Raw genomic sequence first — 19,576 nt, forward strand, 5'->3', positions numbered from 1 at the left:
CGGCAAACAGCCTGTGAGGGCACGCGCCTTGCATCGGTCTGCCGTACTTCGGAGTCATATGCTGCAATTTCTTTCTCGCCGCCTGGGCCGGCTCAGCGTTGGTCGCAAACTACTGGTCATCTATTTGCTGGATCTGACCGCGGTCATTTTCATCAGCGGCATTCTCATCAACGAAAAGTTCATCGCCATCGACTTCGGTCGCAAGGAGATGGCGGGCACGGCCTACATCGCCGAGTTGCGGCCGTCGTTGTTGGCTTTGGCCGGCTGGCGCACCGCCGTCCTATCGCCCGCGTCAGCGTTGCGCCAAGCCGAGCGCTCGCACGGCGACGGCATGCGCAGCAGCGAGGCCAGCGATGAATTCGTCGACGGCATAGAGCAGTTGTCCAAGGCGGCCGATGCGGACAAGGCTGTGGCGGCCCGAATCGTGCTGGAAAGCGGCCGCGCCCTGGTCATCCGCATCGGCAACCAGTCGAACCTGATTCTCGACCCCGACCTCGACAGCTACTACACGATGTCGCTGGTGCTGCTGCGTTTTCCGGAGCTGATGGAGCTGGGTGCCAGCATGGACGCGCAGTTGCACAAGATCGGCGGCCGCGGCTTGGCCCTGATGGAATCGCGCACGCAGTACTTCATCCTCGAAGGTCGGATCGACGCCATAGCGACCGGCATCAACAGCGACTACAGCGAAGCATTTTCTGCAGCGAAAGGCCCGCTCAAAGCGAATCTCGACGCCTCGCGCGTGCGCCTGCTGGCCGGGATCGACCGGTTCCGGCGCTCGGCCCGCAGCGCACTCGAAGCGGGCAGCGCCAGCGAGCTCACCAATTTCGAGGCCGATCAGCAAGCGCTCTTCGCCGACCTCGACAACGCTTGGTCGCTCGCGAGCAAAGAGCTCGACACCATGCTGAGCGCGCGCGAGCACGGCTTCTTCACGCGGATGTGGCTGCACCTGGGCACGGCGTTGTTCCTGCTCATGATGATCCTGACGGCGGTGTTCTACGTCGCCCGGCAAATCTCGGTGCCGCTGCGCCGCCTCTCCGGTGTGGTCGACACGGTGCGCCGCACGGGCGACCACAGCCTGCGCGCGCAGTGGGATAGCGGCGACGAAATCGGACGGCTCGTGCTCGGCTTCAACGACATGCTGGCGCAGCTCGACCGCGAGCGGCGCATTCAGCAGGAGCTGGCCGCCACTGCGCGGGCGGCAGAAGCGCAGCGCGATCTGGTCGCCGCCATTCCGATTCCGTTGATGGTTACCGCCATTCCGGGCCACGAGGTGCTCAACGCCAACGACCCGGCGCAGGCCTGGCTCGGTGGCCGCACGCTCGATCCGTGGGCACTCGGCCTCGACCCTGCGGTGCGCGCGCGGTTCTTCCAGCAGCTGTCGGACCGCAACGCCGTCGATGAATTCGAAGTGCAATGGAAAGGCGGCGCCGAGCCGTCATGGGCCGTGCTGTCTGCGCGCCGGCTCAGCTACCAGGGCCAGGACGCGGTGCTCACCGCCTTCACGCCGATCAACCATCTGAAGTTGATGGAGCAGCGCCTCGAACTGTGGGCCAAGGTGTTCGAGGCGTCGTCCGAAAGCATCATGATCATCGACGCGGAGCACGCGATCCTCACGGTGAACCGTGCGCTGTGCCGCCACACCGGGCATGAGCTTCGCGAATTGATCGGCGCCAAGCCCGAACAACTGCTCGCCGATGTCACGGTGAACCTGGGCGACCTGTGGCCGGTGCTCGACCAGCGCGGCTCGTGGCAAGGTGAAGCGAGCGTGCGGCGGCGCAACGGGATCACCTATCCGGCGTGGCTCATGGCCAGCGTGGTCCGCGACGGCCCCGACAAGATCTCGCACTACATCTTCACTTCGATCGACATCACCGATCGCAAACGCAGCGAAGAGCGCATCCGATTTCTCGCGTTGCACGATGTGCTGACCGAGCTGCCCAACCGGTCGCTTTGCCTGGAGCGGCTGCGGCTTGCCATGGCGCAGGCGCAACGCACGGGCCAGCGCGTCGGCGTGCTCTTTATCGACCTCGATCGCTTCAAGAACATCAACGACTCGCTCGGTCATCACGTCGGCGACGCATTGCTGCGCTCGGTCGCGCGACGCTTGCTGGAGGCAGTGCGGGTCGGGGACACGGTGAGTCGTCTCGGTGGCGACGAGTTCGTGGTGGTGCTGAACGGCGTGGCCGACAGCGACGAGATGCTGTCGATGGTCGAGCGCCAGCTGATGCCGCTGATCCGACGCACGCACGAGATCGACGGCGTCGAGCTGAATGTATCGTGCAGCATCGGCATGGCGGTCTACCCCGACGACGCCACCGACATCGACACACTGATGCGCCACGCCGACGTCGCGATGTACCAGAGCAAGGCCAGCGGCCGCGACATGGCGCGCTTTTTCACCGCGGAAATGAACGAGCGCGCACAGAAGCGTCTGCACCTCGAGTCGAAGCTGCGCCATGCCATCGAGCGCGGCGAACTGAGCCTGAACTACCAGCCGCGTATCGATGCGCACAGCGGCGAGCCCATCGGCGTCGAGGCCTTGCTGCGCTGGCGCAACGAAGAACTCGGCCAGGTGCCGCCGGCCGATTTCATTCCGATCGCGGAGGAGTCGGGGCAGATCGTGCGCATCGGCGCCTGGGTGATCGCGCGGGCTTGCGAGCAGTACGCTGCGTGGCGCGACGAAGGGCTCGGCGCGGTGCCGGTGTCGATCAACATGTCGGCGCTGCAGTTGCGCGACAGCGAGCTGATCGGCGTGCTGCGAGACGCCATCGAGGTCAACGGCGTGCGCCCGGCGGACATCGAGATCGAGCTGACCGAATCGACGTTGATGGATTCGGCGGAGCAAACACTTGCGCAGTTGCACGCACTCAAGTCGCTCGGGGTGTTGCTGTCGATCGACGATTTCGGCACGGGCTATTCGAGCCTCAACTACCTGAACCGCTTCCCGATCGACAAGCTCAAGATCGATCGTTCCTTCGTGCACCGGATGCTCGGCGAGCCAGCCGACCTGGCGATTGCGCGCGCCATCATCGGGCTCGGCCACACCTTGGGTTTGCAGGTGGTGGCCGAAGGCGTCGAGAAGGAGCAGGAAGCCGCAATGCTGCGGGGCGCCAGGTGCGACGAGCTGCAGGGCTTCTACATTGCGAAGCCGATGCCGGCGCAGGAACTGGCGACGTGGTGGATTCGTGAGCGTGAACGGCAGCCCAGCGCGGCTTGAAATTCGGCCTGCACTTCAGGCTGAAATTCAAGAAAACCCGACCACTGCGTGCGGCACGTACGGCGCCTCGAGTGCGGCAATGTCTTCGGCGCTCAGCGTGAGCGCCAGCGCTGCGACTGCATCGTCGAGTTGTTCCAGTTTGGTTGCACCGATGATCGGCGCGGTGATGCCCGGCGTTTGCAGCACCCAGGCCAGCGCGACCTGGGCGCGCGGAACGCCCAGCCCGGCCGCGACTTTAGCCACCGCCTCGACCACGGCGCGGTCGGCGTCGGCCGTTTTCGCGTACAGCGAGCGACCGAAATCATCCGTTTCGACGCGGGCACTGGTGGTGTCCCAATCGCGCGTCAGGCGGCCGCGCGCCATCGGGCTCCACGGAATGACGGCGATGTTCCGGTCGCGGCAGAGCGGCAGCATCTCGCGCTCTTCTTCGCGGTAGAGCAGATTCACGTAGTTCTGCATCGATACGAAGCGCGTCCAGCCGTGCGCGTCGGCAACCGCGAGCGCACGCGCGAACTGCCACGCGAACATCGACGATGCGCCGATATAGCGCGCCTTGCCCGCCTTGACCACGTCGTGCAGCGCTTCCATGGTTTCTTCGATCGGTGTGCCGTAGTCCCAGCGATGGATCTGATACAGGTCGACATAGTCGGTGCCTAGCCGCTTCAGGCTGGCGTCTATCTCACCCATGATCGCCTTGCGCGACAAGCCGGCGCCGTTCGGACCAGGCCGCATGCGGCTGTTCACCTTGGTCGCAATGACGACGTCTTCCCGGCGTGTGTAGTCGGCCAACGCACGGCCGACGATCTCTTCGCTGCTGCCATCCGAATAGACGTTGGCGGTGTCGAAGAAGTTGATGCCGAAGTCGAGCGCCTTCTTCAGGAACGGGCGGCTCGCCGCCTCCGGCAAGGTCCACGGGTGATTGCCGCGCTCGGGTTCGCCGTAGCTCATGCAGCCGAGGCAGATGCGCGACACCTGAAGGCCGGTCTGACCGAGACGAACGTATTTCATTGACGGCTTCTTTCTTGGTTTGCTGGATCGATGCGTCATCATGACAGCCGAATCTGTGGAGTTCTGCCCAGTCCCCAAATGTCAACTGTCTGTAACTCGTTCGACTTTCGACGCAGCCGTTTAACAATCGTGCGAACTTTTGGTTACACACGACATGAACTCACCTCGTTGGCTTGGCAGACTTCGCCACATCCTCGCTGGCTTTGGGCCGACACGCGGCAAACGCGCGTCCACGAAGTCGAGGGTCGCTGCTTCGGCAAGGTCTGCCACGCGGTCGTCGCCTCTGCCTAGAACCGATGCGCGGCCCATACCCGCGAAAGTGACGAAGGCAGCGCCGGCCACTGCCACGGTAATCACCTTGACCGTGCCGGTCTCTGTGCCGGTGTCCCTCAAAGCGGCAACCCCGGTGAAAGCCGCACCGGCACTCGCGCTGGCACTCGCACCGACGCCCGCACAGATGCCCACACACACGCCTGCAATGGCCTCAACCCCGCGTACCGGCAAGCCGCAACGCACGCTCGTCGAAGTCCGGGCCGACCTGGCGCGTCTGCGCGAAAGTTCGCGGGAGCGTCAGGCAGAGCGCGAACGCACGCACGACACTAACTTTGCACCGACTGATTTCATGGACTTTTCCGAGCACGAGATGCAGCCGGTCAAGCCGCAGCCGGCATTCGCTCCCACGGCCTATCTGGACTTCGGCGCCGCCAGGGCGCGCCAAAGACGCTAGAGAAAAAGGCGCCAACCGGGCGCCTTTCGCCGCTCAGCCGCTTTCCACGGTCACACTGGAATCACAGCCGCGGCCCGCAGCGACGAATCGGTGAGCCCAGTGCGCGACCCACGGCGCGGCCCGTCGCAAAGCTTTCGGCAAGAAGTTGGCAGGCTGCTCGATCAACCCGCACCGATAGGCGCCCTGGTCGTCGTTCCAGATCAGCGCCGCACAGGCGCCGCGCAATCGGCGGCTGACAATCGCACCCGCAGGACACGGCTCGCTTACGCAGCACACGCCGCAGCCGTTGCAGGGCTGGCCCGCATCCGGCTTTGCCGGCGCGGCGACATGAAGGTGGATCACCCGGTACATCCATCGATGATCGGCACAACCTGGCGCGCCGATGCCCGGAATACGGGGACCGGAAGCCAGCTGTTCGGTCCAAATCGCTGATCTCAGAAGTTTTGTAGGACAAAGCCGTCTGAGGGCATAAGTTGTGAAATTAATGCTGGCCTGCAGCACAAATAGTAATCACAATTGCTTACATGGTCGGTTTAACTTTTTCCCAAATCATCGCCTGAGGCCCTCTCCGTGTTGACACTCGCCAACTACTTTCCGGGCACCTCCCGACTGAGCATCAAGGACCTTCGCGAAGTGGCCTACACGGTTCGATGCGACCCCAATCGCGATGGCGGCGCGTCCGAAGCCGTCGCCCGCGCACTCGAATCCGTTGCTGCACTGCGGACGGCACGCCTCGCCAAAATCCGCCGGCACGACGAGCTCAAGGCGATGTCGGTGTTTGAACGCGTTTCGCAATGGGCCGTGGCGCGCATCTGACCCGATAAGGTGCGAGAGCCCCAGCGTCGGCAAGGGCCGACGCTCGCCGATAGGATGTATGCCGCCGCTCGGCGTCGAATCGATCGACGTTCGCGGGACCGAAATGACATCTCCCGCCGAATCCGTAAAGACAACCCATCGCCCGCTGGTGATCGCCGCGGTCATGGCCTCGATGGCCATGGTGGCGATCGAGGCCACCATCGTCTCGACTGTCATGCCGCAAATCGCGTCGCAGCTCGGCGGCTTGCATCTTTACAGCTGGGTCTTCGCGTCCTTTCTGCTGGCACAAACAGCGATGACCGTGGTCTTCGGCAAACTCTCCGACGTGTATGGCCGCAAGCCCGTGATGCTGATCGGCATCGCGATCTTTCTGCTGGGTTCGGTACTCGCCGGTTTCGCGTGGTCGATGCCCGCCATGATCTGTTTCCGGCTTATTCAGGGCGTCGGCGCGGGCGCCGTGCAGCCGGTGGCGCTCACCATCGTCGGCGATCTGTATCCGGTGCGCGAACGCGGCAAGGTACAGGGCTACCTGGCCAGCGTATGGGCCATTTCCGCGGTGCTCGGACCAATGCTCGGCGCGCTCATCGTGCAAAAGCTGTCGTGGGGCTGGATCTTCTGGATGAACGTGCCGATCGGCATCGCAGCCGCGGCCGGCTTCTGGCTTTTCTTGCGCGAAGCACCGATCGCACGGCGCGGCTCGATCGACCTGATCGGCGCGTTTTTGTTCACGCTCGGCATCGCGGCCCTGATGATTGCGCTCACCGAGTTCGGGCTCGGCCACGAGGGCGCCGCGATGGGCTGGGCGCTGGTGTTCGTCATCACGGTGGGACTCTTCGTGATGCAAGAGCGGCGCGCGCCCGATCCGATGGTGTCTTTCCAGCTGTGGGGCCGCCGCGTCATCGCCACGGTCAACGGCGCTGCGATTCTGTCGGGCATGGCGCTGATCGGCATCACCACGTTCTTGCCGATGTACGTGCAGGTGGTGCTGAAACATTCGTCGGTCGTCGCCGGCCTGGCGTTGACGATGGTGATGCTCGGCTGGCCCATCGGTGCCACGCTCGCATCGCGAACCTTTCAGCGCTTCGGCCTTTGGCGCCTCGTGTTGACGGGGTCGGTGCTGGTGCCGTTCGGTGCCCTCGCCTTCGCGACGATGGGGCCGGAGACATCCGTGTACATCGCCGGCGTCGGATCGTTTCTGGTGGGGCTCGGCATGGGATTGCTCAGCCTGAGTTCGCTCATCCTGATCCAGGAATCGGTCGAGATCACGCAGCGCGGCAGCGCCACGGCTTCCAACATTTTTTCCCGCAACCTGGGCAGCGCGTTGGGAGCGACCTTCTTCGGCGCGGTGTTCAATTACGGGCTGACGCAAGCCGGAACGGCTGGTGGCGCGGGCTTGTTCACCGAAGACCAGCTGCGCCAATTGCTGCAGGGGACGCTGACTTCTCCTGCCAGCGAAATGGCAATTCGGCTGACGCTCGCGGGTTCGCTGCATCTCACCTTCGTCACGATGCTCGCGATCAGCCTGGCGATCGTCGCGCTGGCGTTTTTGTTGCCTCGCCACGGGCTGGAAATCCGGCCGCTGGCAGTGCAGCGAGAGGGCTGACCTGGCGGGCTGCCCTAGGCTGCTCCCCGTGCGCCCACCGCTTTGCTCTGCAACGTCGCGTGCACCGCATCCAGCCGATTCGCCACGTGGGGTTCGACAAAGCAACGACGTAGGGCGGCGACCACAGCTTTGTGCGATGGCCGCGCACAAGGGCGGCGCATCGGGCGGGGTTCATTGCCTGATCGCCTACGGACAAGCGATTCCTGCAATCACAGCGACCGCAGCGTCGCCCACCGGACATCCCGCTTTGGACCTGCTCTCCCTCATTCAATGGCCCGCGTTCGCGGCGTCGGTGGTCGCCGCATGGCTGGTGGCTTCCAGCTCGAAGCCGAGGCGCAACGTGGGTTTCTGGATTTTCCTTTTAAGCAACGTGTTGTGGGTTGCTTGGGGCATCCACACTTCGGCTTATGCCCTACTGGCTTTGCAGTTTTGCCTCGCTGCAATGAACATCCGCGGCCTCCTCAAGACCGAGGCCTGAGGACCTCTATCTGTTGTCTGCTCAGCACAGACGCAGCACGTTCCTGGTCGGCCTGACGATCGGTGGCATCGACAACGAAAGTCCTTCTCGCAGCAACGCTTCGGTCTGCAGCAACGGCAGCGGCGCACTGAAATAGTAGCCCTGAATCTGCTCGCAACCGTGGTGCCTCAAGAACGCCAGCTGCGCCGCGGTTTCCACCCCTTCGGCTATTACTTCCAGCTTGAGATTGTGTGCGAGCCGGATGATCGCCAGCGTGATGGCGGCGTCGTCGGGCGTGGCGATGATGTCCCTGATAAAAGCGATATCGATTTTCAACTTGTCGATCGGAAAACGCCTGAGATAGGCCAGGCTCGAATAGCCGGTGCCGAAGTCGTCGATCGAGATCTTCACGCCCTGCTGCTTCAGCTCCTGCAGGCTCGTGAGCGTGCGCTCGGTGTTAGACATGAGCGAGCCTTCGGTGAGCTCGAGTTCGAGCAGATCGGCCGGAATCTCGTTGCGTGCCAGCGCCAGTACAACGTGCTTCGCGAGATCGCTCTCGACGAACTGACGCTCCGCCACGTTGACCGAAACTGCGACCTTGCCGATCGGCGAGCGACGCCACTCGCCGATCTGTCGGCACACGGTGTCGATCACCCAATTGCCGACGCGTACGATCAAACCGCACTCTTCCATCATGGGGATGAAAGCGCTGGGTGAGATCAGGCCATGACCCGGCCGCTGCCATCGCAACAAAGCTTCCAGACCTGACACCGTGCCGTCGCTCAGGCGCACTTTGGGCTGGTAATAGATGACGAACTCGTCGTTATCGACCGCTCGCCGCAATGCCATTTCGAGATCGTGCCGGGCTATTGCGTCCAGGTTCATCTGCGCTGTGAAAGAGCACCACGTGTCGCGCCCGGTTTTCTTGGCGCGGTACATCGCGATGTCGGCGTACTTCAGCAGCGTTTCGGCGTCCGTCGCGTCTTCCGGATAAAAAGTGATGCCGATGCTCGCCGTCAGGACCACTTCGTGGCCCTGCAGATCGAATGGTGCGCGAAGCACGTCGCGTATTTTTTCGGCCACCGCGCAGGCGCTCGGCGCCAGCGCGTCCAGTGTCAACATCAGGCCGAACTCATCGCCACCGAGCCGACCGATCGCGTCATGTCGGGTAATGCAACGCAACAGCCGTGCGCTGAAGTGCAGCAACAGTTCGTCACCGATGGCGTGACCCAGCGTGTCGTTGACGTTCCTGAACTGGTCCAGGTCGACGATCAGCACCGCCAGCGGCGCTGTGCCACCAGCACTCGGGCTCACGTTGTTGCGCAGCGTTTCGTAAAACAGCGACCGGTTCGGCAAATTGGTCAGCGCGTCGTAGTTCGCAAGCCGATGCAACTGGCGCTCAGTGGCTTTCCGTTCACCAACGTCCCGCACCAGCGCCACGATGAGCCAGCTGTTGCCGAACCGCTGGGCCAGTCGCTCGACTTCCACCGTCACGATGCTCCCGTCCTTGCGGCGCAGATCGACTTCCGATTGCTGGGTCGGACCGAGTCCGTCAATCACCGCATCGAATACGCCTTCAATCTGTTGGACCGTGACGTTGCCCAGGTTCGCCGGCCCGCGCTCGAACATCTCTGCACGCGAATAGCCGAGCAGTTCGCAGGCGGTCGTGTTGACCTCGACAAAACGCATGGTCTGGCGGTCGACCAGAAAAATCGCGTCGGCGGTGGCGTTCATCGCCGTACGAAATCGCTGCAGATCCGCGTTGCGCGCCTGCACTTGGCTCGCGAGCGACTCGGTATGCCGGCGCAGCAAATCGCTCGACGCTTTCAGGCGAAGCAGGTTGCGTACGCGCAGCCACAACTCGGCACGATCGATCGGCTTCGTCAGGAACTCTTCGGCGCCTGCTTCCAGGCCAGCCAGGCGCGAGTTCGCGTCGACCCTTCCGGTGACCATGATGATGGGAATGTCGCAGGTGGTGACATCGGCCTTCAGTTTCTTTGCAACGGCATAGCCGTCCATGCCGGGCATTGCGACGTCGAGCAGGATGAGATCGGGTGCGCACTCGGCAATGAAAGAGAGCGCCTGGGGTCCGCTGCCAGCGCACTGAATGGTGTAGCCCTCGGGCTTGAGCAGTGCTTGCAGCAGGCGCCGGTTGATATCGTTGTCGTCGACGATCAACACCGTGGCGGACTGTGCGGGGCATGTGGTTCGCGACGCGCGTGGCTGGCGCGCTTGATCAGGCTGCAACGAGTCGATTGGAAGGGGATGACGGAGAGATACCGGTGCAACTTTGCTCATGCACCGTCATTTTCAGATCGACCCGTCAGACCGACCTTTGATTCACGGCATGAATCGATTGCCTGCCGCCAAAGGGGAAAGTCAGGACAGCTGGGAAAGCCGGGATATAGCGCGATCGACACCGCCGCGGCCGAACGGAATGCCCTGTACCGTCATCGCTGCTTCGATGCCGGCGAGGCAGCCGAGGATCATGGCCTCGTTCATATCGCCCAGATGGCCGATGCGAAACGCGCGCCCCGTAAGCGACCCGAGACCGCCGGCCACTGCGACCTGAAAGCGCTCGCGTGCAATGCTTCGCAGCGCCTCAGGATCGACGCCCTCGCCCACCGCGATCGTGGTGACTGACACCGACCTCGACGATGGCACCGTAGCAAAGAAACTCAGCGCGCCCGCTTCGCTCCAGCACGCGACCGCGGCATGTACCGCGTCGGCAATGCGCCGATGGCGCGCGAACACTGCTTCGATGCCCTCGAGCGCGATCAACCCGAGCGATGCCTCCAGCGCAAAGACCAGACTCTGCGGCGGCGTGCCGCAAAACTTGCGGTAGGCGAGCGGGCTCTGCCGCCGTTGCCAGTCCCAATAGAACCGTGGCGTGGTGTTGAGGCGCGAGGCGTCCATGGCGCGCGCATTGGCTGCGACGAACGCCAGCCCCGGCGGCACCATCAAGCCCTTCTGGCTGGCACCGAGCGCCACGTCTGCCCGCAATGCGTCCATGGCAAACGGCGCCGCCGCGAGCGAAGCCACCACGTCGACGACAAAGAGCGCCGGGTGCCCAGTCCGGTCGATGGCCGCACGCAGCGCCGCCAGGTCGTTGGTGATGCCACTGGCCGTGTCGGTGTGCACCACGAAGACGGCGGTGATCTCATGCGCCTCATCGGCGCGCAGCACCGCTTCGATCTCGGCCGGATCGATCGGCAAGCCTTCGACCCAGGGCGTGCGAATCACGCGGCCGCCCATCGCCTCGGTCTGCACGGCCCACGATTCGGAGAAGTGCCCTGTGCCCGGTACCAGCACGGCCTGGCCCGGCGCCACAAGATTGGCGATGACCGCCTCCCATGCCCCGTGGCCGTTGGCGGCGTAAAAGTAGACGTCGGACGCTAAGGTTTGCAGCAGCCGCTTGAGTCCGGCTTCGCAGGCGGCGATGCAGTTGTCGAGCCGCGGGTCGGACAGGTCCATCGGCTGCCGGCTCATGGCGTGCAGCACTTCGTCGGGCACCCGGGTCGGACCGGGCGAATGCAGGAACCGGTGGCCCGGCAGGCGTGGCGAATCGTTCATCGCCCGATCCTAGACGCTGATAGCGTCATCCATGGGATGCAGTCAGATGTGCAGCATTGCCAGCGCGCCGACCACCAGGCCGATACCGGCCACGCCGAACATGCCCCACTCCAACCACTTCTTGCGGGTCAGCAAAGCCATCGCCGCCAACGCAATGGCGACTTGCAGCGCAGTGGTCGCCTGGGCCCAACGGTGGTGCTGGTGCATTTGCGTTTCGGATTGATGATCCCAGTCGGTGGCATCTGTTTCTAGCTTTTGGGCCACGAGCTGGATCTCGGCTTTCTCGCGCTCGTAGCGCACCGCCTTGTCTTGCCATGTGGCCCTGCGATCCTCAGGCGACATATCGCGCGCGAACTCCGCAAGCGACTGTTTCGTGCTCTTGGACTGGTAGTAATTCCACTGATTGGAGGCCTCGGTCTTCTTGATGCCGGCATTGTTCTTGTAGAGCCCGGCGTTCGCCTGCGTCAGGCCGCCCATGTACGAAAAGATAGCGCCAACAGTGGCGATGATTGCGGTGCACACCGCGATCTGATCGGTCATGGTGCGACGACCCGAGTGCGGCGCGGCGTCGTCGTCCGCGGCTTTGTGGCCATGGTCGCCTGCGGGATGTTCGAGCACGTGGTCGTGCGGGCCGTGAGCATGAAAACCGTCACCTGACATGGAATACCTCCGTCACCGAAAATTTTGGGACGGGCGAGTATGACGGTGGTTGTGAAACAGTGGTCAGGACGACCGGTCTCGCACCCTTCGGATCACGCGGTCCGCCAGGTTGGCGAAATAGGCACGCAGCCGCGCCGCAGACATCCTCTCTTGCTGTTGTGCGGTAGCGAACGCAGCGAGGTCGTCGCCCTTGGGGCCGGTGCCGCTGCCACAGAGCTTGTCGCCCAGCGCCTCGATGATCTTTGCGCGGATGGCAGCGGTCGCGCGACGCCGACCGGCAAGGTCGTCGCGAAGATGTTGCAGAAAGGAGTCTTGATCGTCCATCGGGCCTTTTTCGTTAGGCCCAAGATGTACTACTTTATAGTTCTTTTTCAATCAGCCAAAGTGGCGGTGCCGACGTGGTCATCTTCTGACATGCGTCGTATGCCATCCGACGAACAGGCCGTCTGACATAGGCACGCCTTGGCCCGGCCACCCTCACTCACCAAGGCAATCGCTCGCCGGTGTACGAAAAGAAGCTGGCGGTGTGCTCCGGTTTCAAACCATCGATAACGCGCAACAGATCTGCCGCCGCGGCCGCTGCCGGACGACCGATTTCGGCACCCCGAAACGGCGCCGACAACGCCGAATCCACGGTGCCCGGATGCAGCGCCACCAGTACGGCATTCGGTTGCGCGCGCTGCACTTCGATCGCTGCCGTCTTGAGCAACATATTGAGTGCCGCCTTCGACGCGCGATAGCTATACCAGCCGCCCAAACGGTTGTCTTCGATGCTGCCGACCTTGGCCGAGACCACGGCCAATACGGCGCGTTGGCGGTCGAGCAACGGTGCGAACTTTGCCAGCACCATCGCGGGCCCGAAGGCATTCACTTGAAAGGTCTCGGCCATTTGGGCGAAGTCCAGTTGAGACAAACGCTTTTCGGGTGCGAAGCGGGTCGTGTGCAGTACGCCGGCTGCGTTCACGACCAAATGGAATGGACCGCGAGATGCCATAGCGGCGGCGGCCGCGGCCACGCTCGCTTCGTCGTTGAAATCGATGGATGGCAAAGTCTTCCGCCCGAGTCCGATCACGCTGCCGCAGCGCGGATCGGCTTCGAGTTGCCGCACCATCGCCGCGCCTATCGCTCCCGATGCGCCGATGACCACCGCTCTGAATCCGTCAGGAAAGGATTGCATGCGGTGTGTCCATGGAAATCGCGGCGCAGAGCGCCAGATTCTGCGGGCTAAGCATGACCATAGGCTGACCTTGGCCTGCATCTCGGTCGCGCTTTATCTGTCGCGTCGTGCCTGCTCCGACGCTCCAGACCCGTCCGCGGCATCCACGGCATCCACCGTGACTTCTTCACTGGTCGCTTCGATGGCATCGTCAGCGTGCGTGGTGTCGCACACGAAGCTGTCGCGACCATTGCGCTTGGCCTGATACAAGGCCGCGTCGGCGCGTCTGAGCAACACTGCTGCGTCGTTGTCGTTCGGCCCGCGAAACGCGATACCGATGCTTGTCGACACGCCCGAGCCTCCGCCCTGCGCATCGCTGAAGCCGCGCAGTTTTCGCACCCTTTCGACGATGCGTTGCGCCACCGCGGTCGCTTCGGACACGCCGGAGATGTCATTCAGAATGATGGTGAACTCGTCGCCCGCAAGACGCGCGACCGTGTCGCTCGGCCGTACGCACTCCTTGAGAATCGCAGCAAAAGCCACCAGCAACTTGTCCCCAGCCTCGTGGCCGAAGGTGTCGTTCACGCTCTTGAAGTAGTCGATGTCCAGGAACATGAGTGCCGACGTCCGATGTGGCCCGCCCCGGCTCAGCAACAGTCCTTTCAGGCGCTCGTCGAACAGGGCGCGATTGGGCAGGCCTGTCAGCGCATCGTTCTCGGCAAGATAGCGAAGCCGCTCTTCGGCGGCCTTGCGTGGCGTGATGTCCGCGCCTGTGCCGGCGAGGCGTATCGCCATGCCTTGCGCGTCGCGTTCGACCACGCGCCCCAGGCCGCGAATCCAGATCCAGGTGAGCGCGCGGGTCGCCATTCGGAACTCGGCATCGAATGTCGCCGTGCGACCCTTGAGCGCGGCTTCGAAGCAGTGAGTGAGCCAGTCGCGATCGTCGGGATGCACGCGATTCATGTACACGGCAAGGCTCGTCGTCTCTTCCAGCGCCGGCTCGCCGCGCATCGTCGCGGCCTGCGCGCTTTGATAGATGCGGCTGCGCTTTACGTCGAGGTCGAAAAGTGCCGACCCCGATCCTTCGAGCGCCAGGCTGAGCCGCTCCTCGATGCGGGCGCGCAAGGCGGTGGCCTCGCGGCTGGCCGTAACGTCGAGCGTGAGCGCGAACAGGCCGACCACCGTATGGTCGGCGTCCCGATGCGGGATCAAAGTTACTTCCGCGCGACGCGGTCCCGCCAGGGTCTGGATCTCGCGCTCGTAGGCTATCCGGCGGCCGCCTAGACAGGCTTCGATGTCCTTGCGGAAGATGGCGTATTCCGCCTCACCATAAACCTCTACGAGACTCTTGCCTATCAGGGCATGGGTATCGACACCCAGCAATTCCTTGAAAACGTTGTTGGCAAATAGAAAGCGCTGCTGCGCGTCGAGGTACGAAATCATCGCGGGCAGGTTGTCGGTGATCTGTTGAAGCTGGAACCGGCTCGCCTCCAGCAAGGCCGTGCGCTCCTGCAACGAGTCCGACATGCGATTCAGCGCGCTCGCGAGCTGGCCGATTTCGCCGCCCTGAGACACGCTGCTCCGATGATCGAAACGGCCCTGCTCGAGCCGCGCTGCGTCATCGCTCAACTGGCGCAACGGCGCCGAAATGCGACGGCCGGCCACTGCTGCAGCGGTCAGGCCCAGCAGCAACATCGCCAGACCCGCCAGGAAAGTCTGCGCCAGATGTCGCTTCATCGGCGCCAGCGCGATCTCGTTCGGAATGCCGACGTAGACGAACCAAGGCACGCGCCGCGATGCGGTAAGGCCACCGATGCGCGATACCCCGTCGGCACTGGGGCCGTCTCGCACGCTGTCCACCAGGTTGGCGGCCACGGTGCTTGCCACGAACCCGGCACCCAGGCTTTTGCCAATCCAGCGCGCCGGGTCGAGCGACCTCGCCAGAATGACGCCATCATGGTCGAGCACGGTGATGACCGCACCGGGCGGCAAGCCACCGGCCGGCAATACCAGCGCCTGCAACAGCCGCAAACGTGCGGTCGCGGTCACCACGCCCACCACCCGGCCCTGCCGCCGAACCGCGGTTGCAAAGACGGCGACCTGTTCGCCGTTGGATGCGGCGAGGATCGGCGCTTCCACAGGCAGGTCGGCACCCGCCACCGCTTGCTTGAAAAACGATCGCTGAGCAACGTTCAGTCCGGTCAGGCGCAATTGCTGTTCGGCCGAGCCTGTCAACTCACCGTTCGCGCTCCAAACGGCAACGTTGTTGATCTGTGCGGGCCTGCGCGACGCAAGGCCCCTCAACAATGCATCGTTGGCGGCATTGCCTCCAGACTCGGGAGTGACGACTTCCGCGAGCACGCCGAGGAACTGACCGATGTCGCCGACGTGGTCGTCCAGTCGGGCCGAGGTGAGGCGCGCCAGGCTCAACATCTCCTGTCGGACCTGTTCGCGTTCCTGCCTCGCCTGCAGCAATGCCGTCGTTGCAAGGAAGATCGAGAACGGAATCGCCACCGCAAGGACGAGCAGGAACAAGCGTCCATTGATCGTGAGACCTTTGACAAAGCGGCGGCGGAGGCGGACCAGCATCCCCCTAGTTTCGCGCACTTTGTCGGCGCGCCTTGTCGGCGCGTGGACGGGCGCCTAACTGGTGCTCAGCGCAGGTCGCTGGCCAACACCTGCACGATGCGCTGCGCCACTGCCGATTGCTCCGGCGCCCCCGCCTCCGTCAGCACCGAAACCGTGCTGGCCTCGCCTTCGCTGCGAACCTGGATGCCGAGCTTCAAGGGCTTTTCGACAGGCGAAGGTTTGACGTACTCGACCATTTTGGTAAGGAGCCCCGGCTCCGCGCCGGGCGGCCGTGGCGGCACAAAACGGATGAAGTAGGTGCCCGTCCGGCGGTCACGGTCTTCGACAGTGAAGCCCGCGTGATCGAGGGCCAGGCCGACATGCCGCCAGGCGAGATCGAAGCCTTCGACAAGCTCGAGCGTGCTCCGGCCCGTGGTCGCATCACTCTTCATGTCACCCTTCACGATCCGTTGCGGCACCGCGACCTTCGCGGTGCCAGCCGTGGGCGCGCTGCCGAGCGCAAGCATCATTTTGCGAAGGTATTCGCTTTCGAGCGCGATGTCGGCCGGCTGTGCCTGCCAGCCAGCCGGTGTGCCGGGCGTATCCCGAACGTTTTCATGCATGCCGCGGTGCGTCACGAAAATTTCCGTGCCGCTGGCCGTGCGTTCCAGCCGCGTGCGAAAGATGTCGAGCTCACCGGTCGAATGGCGGGAATCGACCAGCTTGCCCATCGCGTCGCGCACCAGGTCGCCGGGCACGTTGGCGTGGCTCTCGGCCCAATCGGTTTCCATGACGCCGCGCGCGGGGTCTTCGATGCTCAACAAAAATCCGCTCTCTTGCCAGAACGATTTGAGCGGCTCCCACAGCGCGTCGGGCGAACGGCCGATCGACAGCCATTGGTCGGTGCCGTCGCCTTCGAGCTTGATATCGCCGACAGCGCGCACTGCCGTCGGCTGCACGAATGGCTGAGCCCTCTCGGAAGCGTATGCGCTTGCAGCCACCGACTTGGGCCGTGCGTCTGACCCCGATCGGGAGAGTTGAGCGACATCGGGCGGCACATCCAGCAACGGTGCCTTGCCGGAACTCGTGTGATAACGCATGCCGTCACCGTCCTTGGGCGCCGCGCACGCCATCAGGCTCGCGACGAATGCCAGCGCCAGGCTTGCTCTGAAAAGCAGCCAGGCGCCGCGTGTTTCGGTTGGGTTCATCGGGCGATGGTGGCCGCCGATTCGGGAGAAATATGGGAGGCCGACGGCAGCATCGCGCCCCTGGTGCTATGTTCAATACCGACCCGAGTGACCCAAGCAAGTGGAAGAACAATGACAACTCAAACCAGCACCAGAGATACCTCACCGCTGCCACTGCCGCTGACTTTGCCGATAAAGCCGCCCATCCCCCAACCGGTGGTGCTGGTGGTAATGGGCGTTTCAGGCTGCGGCAAAACCACCGTCGCGGCCCTTCTTGCCGGCCGCCTGGGCTGGCCTTTCGAAGAGGGCGATGCACTGCACCCGCCGGCCAACATCGAGAAGATGAAGGCCGGGCATCCGCTCGACGACAACGACCGCGCGCCCTGGCTGGAGAAGGTCGCCGACTGGGTCGGGGAGCGCCTCGACGCCGGCGGTAGCGGTTTGATCACCTGCTCTGCGCTGAAGCGTTCTTATCGCGACACCATCGACCGACGCGGTTCTGGCGTCGTGTTCATCTACCTGCACGGGTCGTACGAAACCATCGCTGCGCGCCTGGCCGCACGACATGGTCATTTCATGCCGACCAAGCTGCTCGACAGCCAGTTCGCCGACTTGCAGGAGCCCGGTGCCGAAGAGCCCGCGATTCGCGTCGACGTCGGCCCCGCGCCATCGGAGATCGCCGATACCGTCATCAAGATGCTCGGCCTCGACATCACCAAAGGAGCAGCCCCATGAACCCCGCAGACCTCATGCACCAACCGCTGAACGCGCACGACACGCAAGTGCTGATCGTCGCTGCCGTCGGCATCGGCATTCTGATTTTGCTGATTGTGTGGCTGAAGATGCACGCGTTTCTGGCGCTGACCATCGGCGCTCTGTTCGTCGGTGTCGGCTCGGGACTGCCGCTCGACAAGGTGACGGCCTCGTACGAAGCCGGCGTCGGCGGCGTGCTTGGCTATGTCGGCGTGCTGATCGCACTCGGGGCCATGCTCGGCAAGCTGCTGGCAGATTCCGGCGGTGCCGAGAAAGTGGTCGACACGCTGCTGCAAGGTCGCCCGGCAACGCTGCCCTGGAAGATGGCGCTGGTCGCCAGCATCATCGGCATCCCGATGTTCTTCGAGATCGGGCTGGTGCTGCTGATCCCGGTGGTCATGCTCGCGGTGCACCACTCCAAGGGCCCGGCCATGCGACTCGGCATCCCGGCGCTGGCCGGCCTGTCGGTGCTGCACGGATTCATCCCGCCGCACCCCGGCCCGTTGGCGGCCATTGCGATTCTTCATGCCAATGTCGGCGTGACCCTGGCGCTGGGGCTGCTCATCGCCATCCCGACCGTCGCCGTCGCAGGGCCGCTGTTCGGCCTGCTCGCGGCGCGCATGGTGCCGATCGGCGCTGCGGGTGCCGGCCTGGCGGTGTCCTCTGCAAGTGCATCGAGCGCATCGGGCAGCACCGCGGGTGGCAAGGATGAGGACCCGAAGCCGACGCACAGCCCGACCTTCACCTGGACCTTGATCACGTTGTTGGCTCCGCTGGCGCTGATGCTCATCAAGGCCGGCGCCGACATCTGGATGGACAAGACGGCGCCGCTGCGGCCCGCGCTCGACTTCATCGGCGACCCGGTGTTCGCCTTGCTGATCGCGGTGCTGCTGGCGATGGTGACCTTCGGTACCTCGGTCGGCTTCACGCCCACGGTGCTGGCCAAGAAAATCGGCGCCAGCCTGCTGCCTGTCGTCGGCGTCATGCTCATCGTCGGCGCCGGCGGCGGCTTCAAGCAGGCGCTGGTCGACGGCGGGACCGGATTGGCCATCGCCAAGATCGCCCTGGCCGCCGGCCTGTCGACCCTGCTGCTCGGCTGGATCGTCGCGGTGCTGATCCGCCTCGCGACCGGCTCCGCCACCGTGGCCACGGTCACCGCCGCCGGCATCGTCGCGCCGCTGGCCGTCGGCCTGTCGCCCAACCATCTGTCGCTCGTGGTGCTGGCCGTGGGCGCCGGCTCGCTGTTCTTCTCGCATGTGAACGACGCGGGCTTCTGGCTGGTCAAGGAGTACTTCGGCCTGACCGTGATGGAGACCATCAAGACGTGGTCGTTGATGGAGACGGTGATCTCGGTGATGGGATTGATCCTGACGCTGGCGCTGTCGCTGGTGCTTTAGTGGGTGCTTTAGACAGCGGCGTCGAAGGCGGCACCGCCGCCTGCCGGCAATCACGCAGGTCGATGGAGGCCTCGTCGCCCACCGCCCACGCGCGATCGCGGTCGAGCAAGACGATGCGCAAGCGCGATCGCCGCCCCTGTCGATAGGCCACTTCGGCAAATGCGCCGGCCGCGCGCACCGAGGGCACCAGCGCGATGCGGCAATCATCTTCCAACGTTCCCGGGTCGGGCAACGCATCGCCGAGCCGCACGATCACACCCAGGCGCCAGCCATCGGCCGTATCGTCGCTCGATGGCATGACCCCGCCTTGGGGCGCCGGCATGCCCGCGGCACATCCGCTCGCTGCCAGGACGCACACGCACAGGAACAGCAGCGTTGCGACGCACAGCCAGGCGGATTTCGGCATGAAGCGGCCCGGCCTGACCATCGTCAACTCCCCTGCCCGTTCGATGAC

General features: G+C 64.1%; 16 protein-coding genes and 1 pseudogene. 7 read left to right on the plus strand and 10 right to left on the minus strand.

The genetic code is table 11. The features are described from left to right. The first annotated feature begins 58 nt into the window (after positions 1 to 58). Positions 59 to 3,217: an EAL domain-containing protein gene (locus tag QN397_RS18275; RefSeq protein WP_323501603.1), complete on the plus strand. Its 3,159-nt coding sequence runs from the start codon at positions 59 to 61 to the stop codon at positions 3,215 to 3,217. A 27-nt stretch (positions 3,218 to 3,244) separates the two neighbouring features. Here the strand turns inward: QN397_RS18275 and QN397_RS18280 are convergent, their stop codons facing one another. Beyond that, entirely contained in the window at positions 3,245 to 4,225 is a 981-nt protein-coding gene (locus QN397_RS18280; RefSeq protein ID WP_323501604.1) for an aldo/keto reductase, read from the minus strand. 358 nt (positions 4,226 to 4,583) lie between these two features. On the opposite strand from QN397_RS18280, the gene QN397_RS18285 reads away from it, so the two are divergent. Further along, the gene (locus QN397_RS18285; protein ID WP_323501605.1) at positions 4,584 to 4,952 is read left to right on the plus strand and encodes a hypothetical protein; all 369 of its coding nucleotides are present in this window, start codon (positions 4,584 to 4,586) and stop codon (positions 4,950 to 4,952) included. Positions 4,953 to 4,985: 33 nt separating this feature from the next. Here the strand turns inward: QN397_RS18285 and QN397_RS18290 are convergent, their stop codons facing one another. Further along, positions 4,986 to 5,303, minus strand: a complete 318-nt coding sequence (locus QN397_RS18290) for a hypothetical protein (RefSeq protein WP_323495264.1) — start codon at positions 5,301 to 5,303, stop codon at positions 4,986 to 4,988. Positions 5,304 to 5,522: 219 nt separating this feature from the next. Here QN397_RS18290 and QN397_RS18295 point away from each other — a divergent pair, with 219 nt between their 5' ends. From QN397_RS18295 to QN397_RS18305, 3 genes are all read left to right on the plus strand, one after another. Beyond that, the gene (locus QN397_RS18295; RefSeq protein ID WP_323495263.1) at positions 5,523 to 5,768 is read left to right on the plus strand and encodes a hypothetical protein; all 246 of its coding nucleotides are present in this window, start codon (positions 5,523 to 5,525) and stop codon (positions 5,766 to 5,768) included. Between the two features lie 103 nt (positions 5,769 to 5,871). Then, the gene (locus QN397_RS18300) at positions 5,872 to 7,371 is read left to right on the plus strand and encodes an MFS transporter (protein WP_323501606.1); all 1,500 of its coding nucleotides are present in this window, start codon (positions 5,872 to 5,874) and stop codon (positions 7,369 to 7,371) included. A gap of 136 nt (positions 7,372 to 7,507) precedes the next feature. Continuing rightward, positions 7,508 to 7,849 (plus strand): hypothetical protein, encoded by a 342-nt coding sequence (locus QN397_RS18305; RefSeq protein ID WP_416352124.1) that lies wholly within the window; start codon positions 7,508 to 7,510, stop codon positions 7,847 to 7,849. Positions 7,850 to 7,870: 21 nt separating this feature from the next. Here QN397_RS18305 and QN397_RS18310 read toward each other — a convergent pair whose 3' ends face one another. The 7 genes from QN397_RS18310 to bamC form a co-directional block, all read right to left on the minus strand. Next, positions 7,871 to 10,075 (minus strand): EAL domain-containing protein, encoded by a 2,205-nt coding sequence (locus QN397_RS18310; RefSeq protein WP_323501607.1) that lies wholly within the window; start codon positions 10,073 to 10,075, stop codon positions 7,871 to 7,873. 132 nt (positions 10,076 to 10,207) lie between these two features. Further along, a complete protein-coding gene (locus QN397_RS18315; protein ID WP_323501608.1) occupies positions 10,208 to 11,401 on the minus strand; it encodes a pyridoxal-phosphate-dependent aminotransferase family protein in 1,194 nt (397 codons plus the stop codon). 42 nt (positions 11,402 to 11,443) lie between these two features. Next, positions 11,444 to 12,061: a DUF4337 domain-containing protein gene (locus QN397_RS18320; RefSeq protein WP_323495259.1), complete on the minus strand. Its 618-nt coding sequence runs from the start codon at positions 12,059 to 12,061 to the stop codon at positions 11,444 to 11,446. A gap of 63 nt (positions 12,062 to 12,124) precedes the next feature. After that, positions 12,125 to 12,385, minus strand: a complete 261-nt coding sequence (locus QN397_RS18325) for a hypothetical protein (RefSeq protein ID WP_323495258.1) — start codon at positions 12,383 to 12,385, stop codon at positions 12,125 to 12,127. Between the two features lie 157 nt (positions 12,386 to 12,542). Further along, positions 12,543 to 13,238, minus strand: coding sequence for an SDR family NAD(P)-dependent oxidoreductase (locus QN397_RS18330; protein WP_323501609.1), 696 nt, complete (start codon positions 13,236 to 13,238; stop codon positions 12,543 to 12,545). A gap of 93 nt (positions 13,239 to 13,331) precedes the next feature. Continuing rightward, complete coding sequence (locus tag QN397_RS18335) at positions 13,332 to 15,752, minus strand: diguanylate cyclase domain-containing protein (RefSeq protein WP_323501610.1); 2,421 nt, start codon at positions 15,750 to 15,752, stop codon at positions 13,332 to 13,334. Between the two features lie 119 nt (positions 15,753 to 15,871). Next, entirely contained in the window at positions 15,872 to 16,993 is a 1,122-nt protein-coding gene (bamC, locus tag QN397_RS18340; RefSeq protein WP_323501611.1) for an outer membrane protein assembly factor BamC, read from the minus strand. Between the two features lie 111 nt (positions 16,994 to 17,104). On the opposite strand from bamC, the gene QN397_RS18345 reads away from it, so the two are divergent. Then, positions 17,105 to 17,707 (plus strand): gluconokinase, encoded by a 603-nt coding sequence (locus tag QN397_RS18345; protein WP_323495253.1) that lies wholly within the window; start codon positions 17,105 to 17,107, stop codon positions 17,705 to 17,707. Further along, a complete protein-coding gene (locus QN397_RS18350) occupies positions 17,704 to 19,122 on the plus strand; it encodes a gluconate:H+ symporter (protein WP_323501612.1) in 1,419 nt (472 codons plus the stop codon). The genes QN397_RS18345 and QN397_RS18350 overlap by 4 nt, the downstream gene beginning before the upstream one ends. On the opposite strand, the pseudogene QN397_RS18355 reads toward QN397_RS18350, so the two are convergent. Continuing rightward, positions 19,043 to 19,576 (minus strand): annotated as a pseudogene (locus tag QN397_RS18355) (hypothetical protein); the annotation flags it as partial. The gene QN397_RS18350 and the pseudogene QN397_RS18355 sit on opposite strands and share 80 nt — an antisense overlap.

Origin of the sequence: Variovorax sp. RTB1 (assembly GCF_035018765.1) — a bacterium.
Taxonomy (GTDB): Bacteria; Pseudomonadota; Gammaproteobacteria; order Burkholderiales; family Burkholderiaceae_C; genus Variovorax.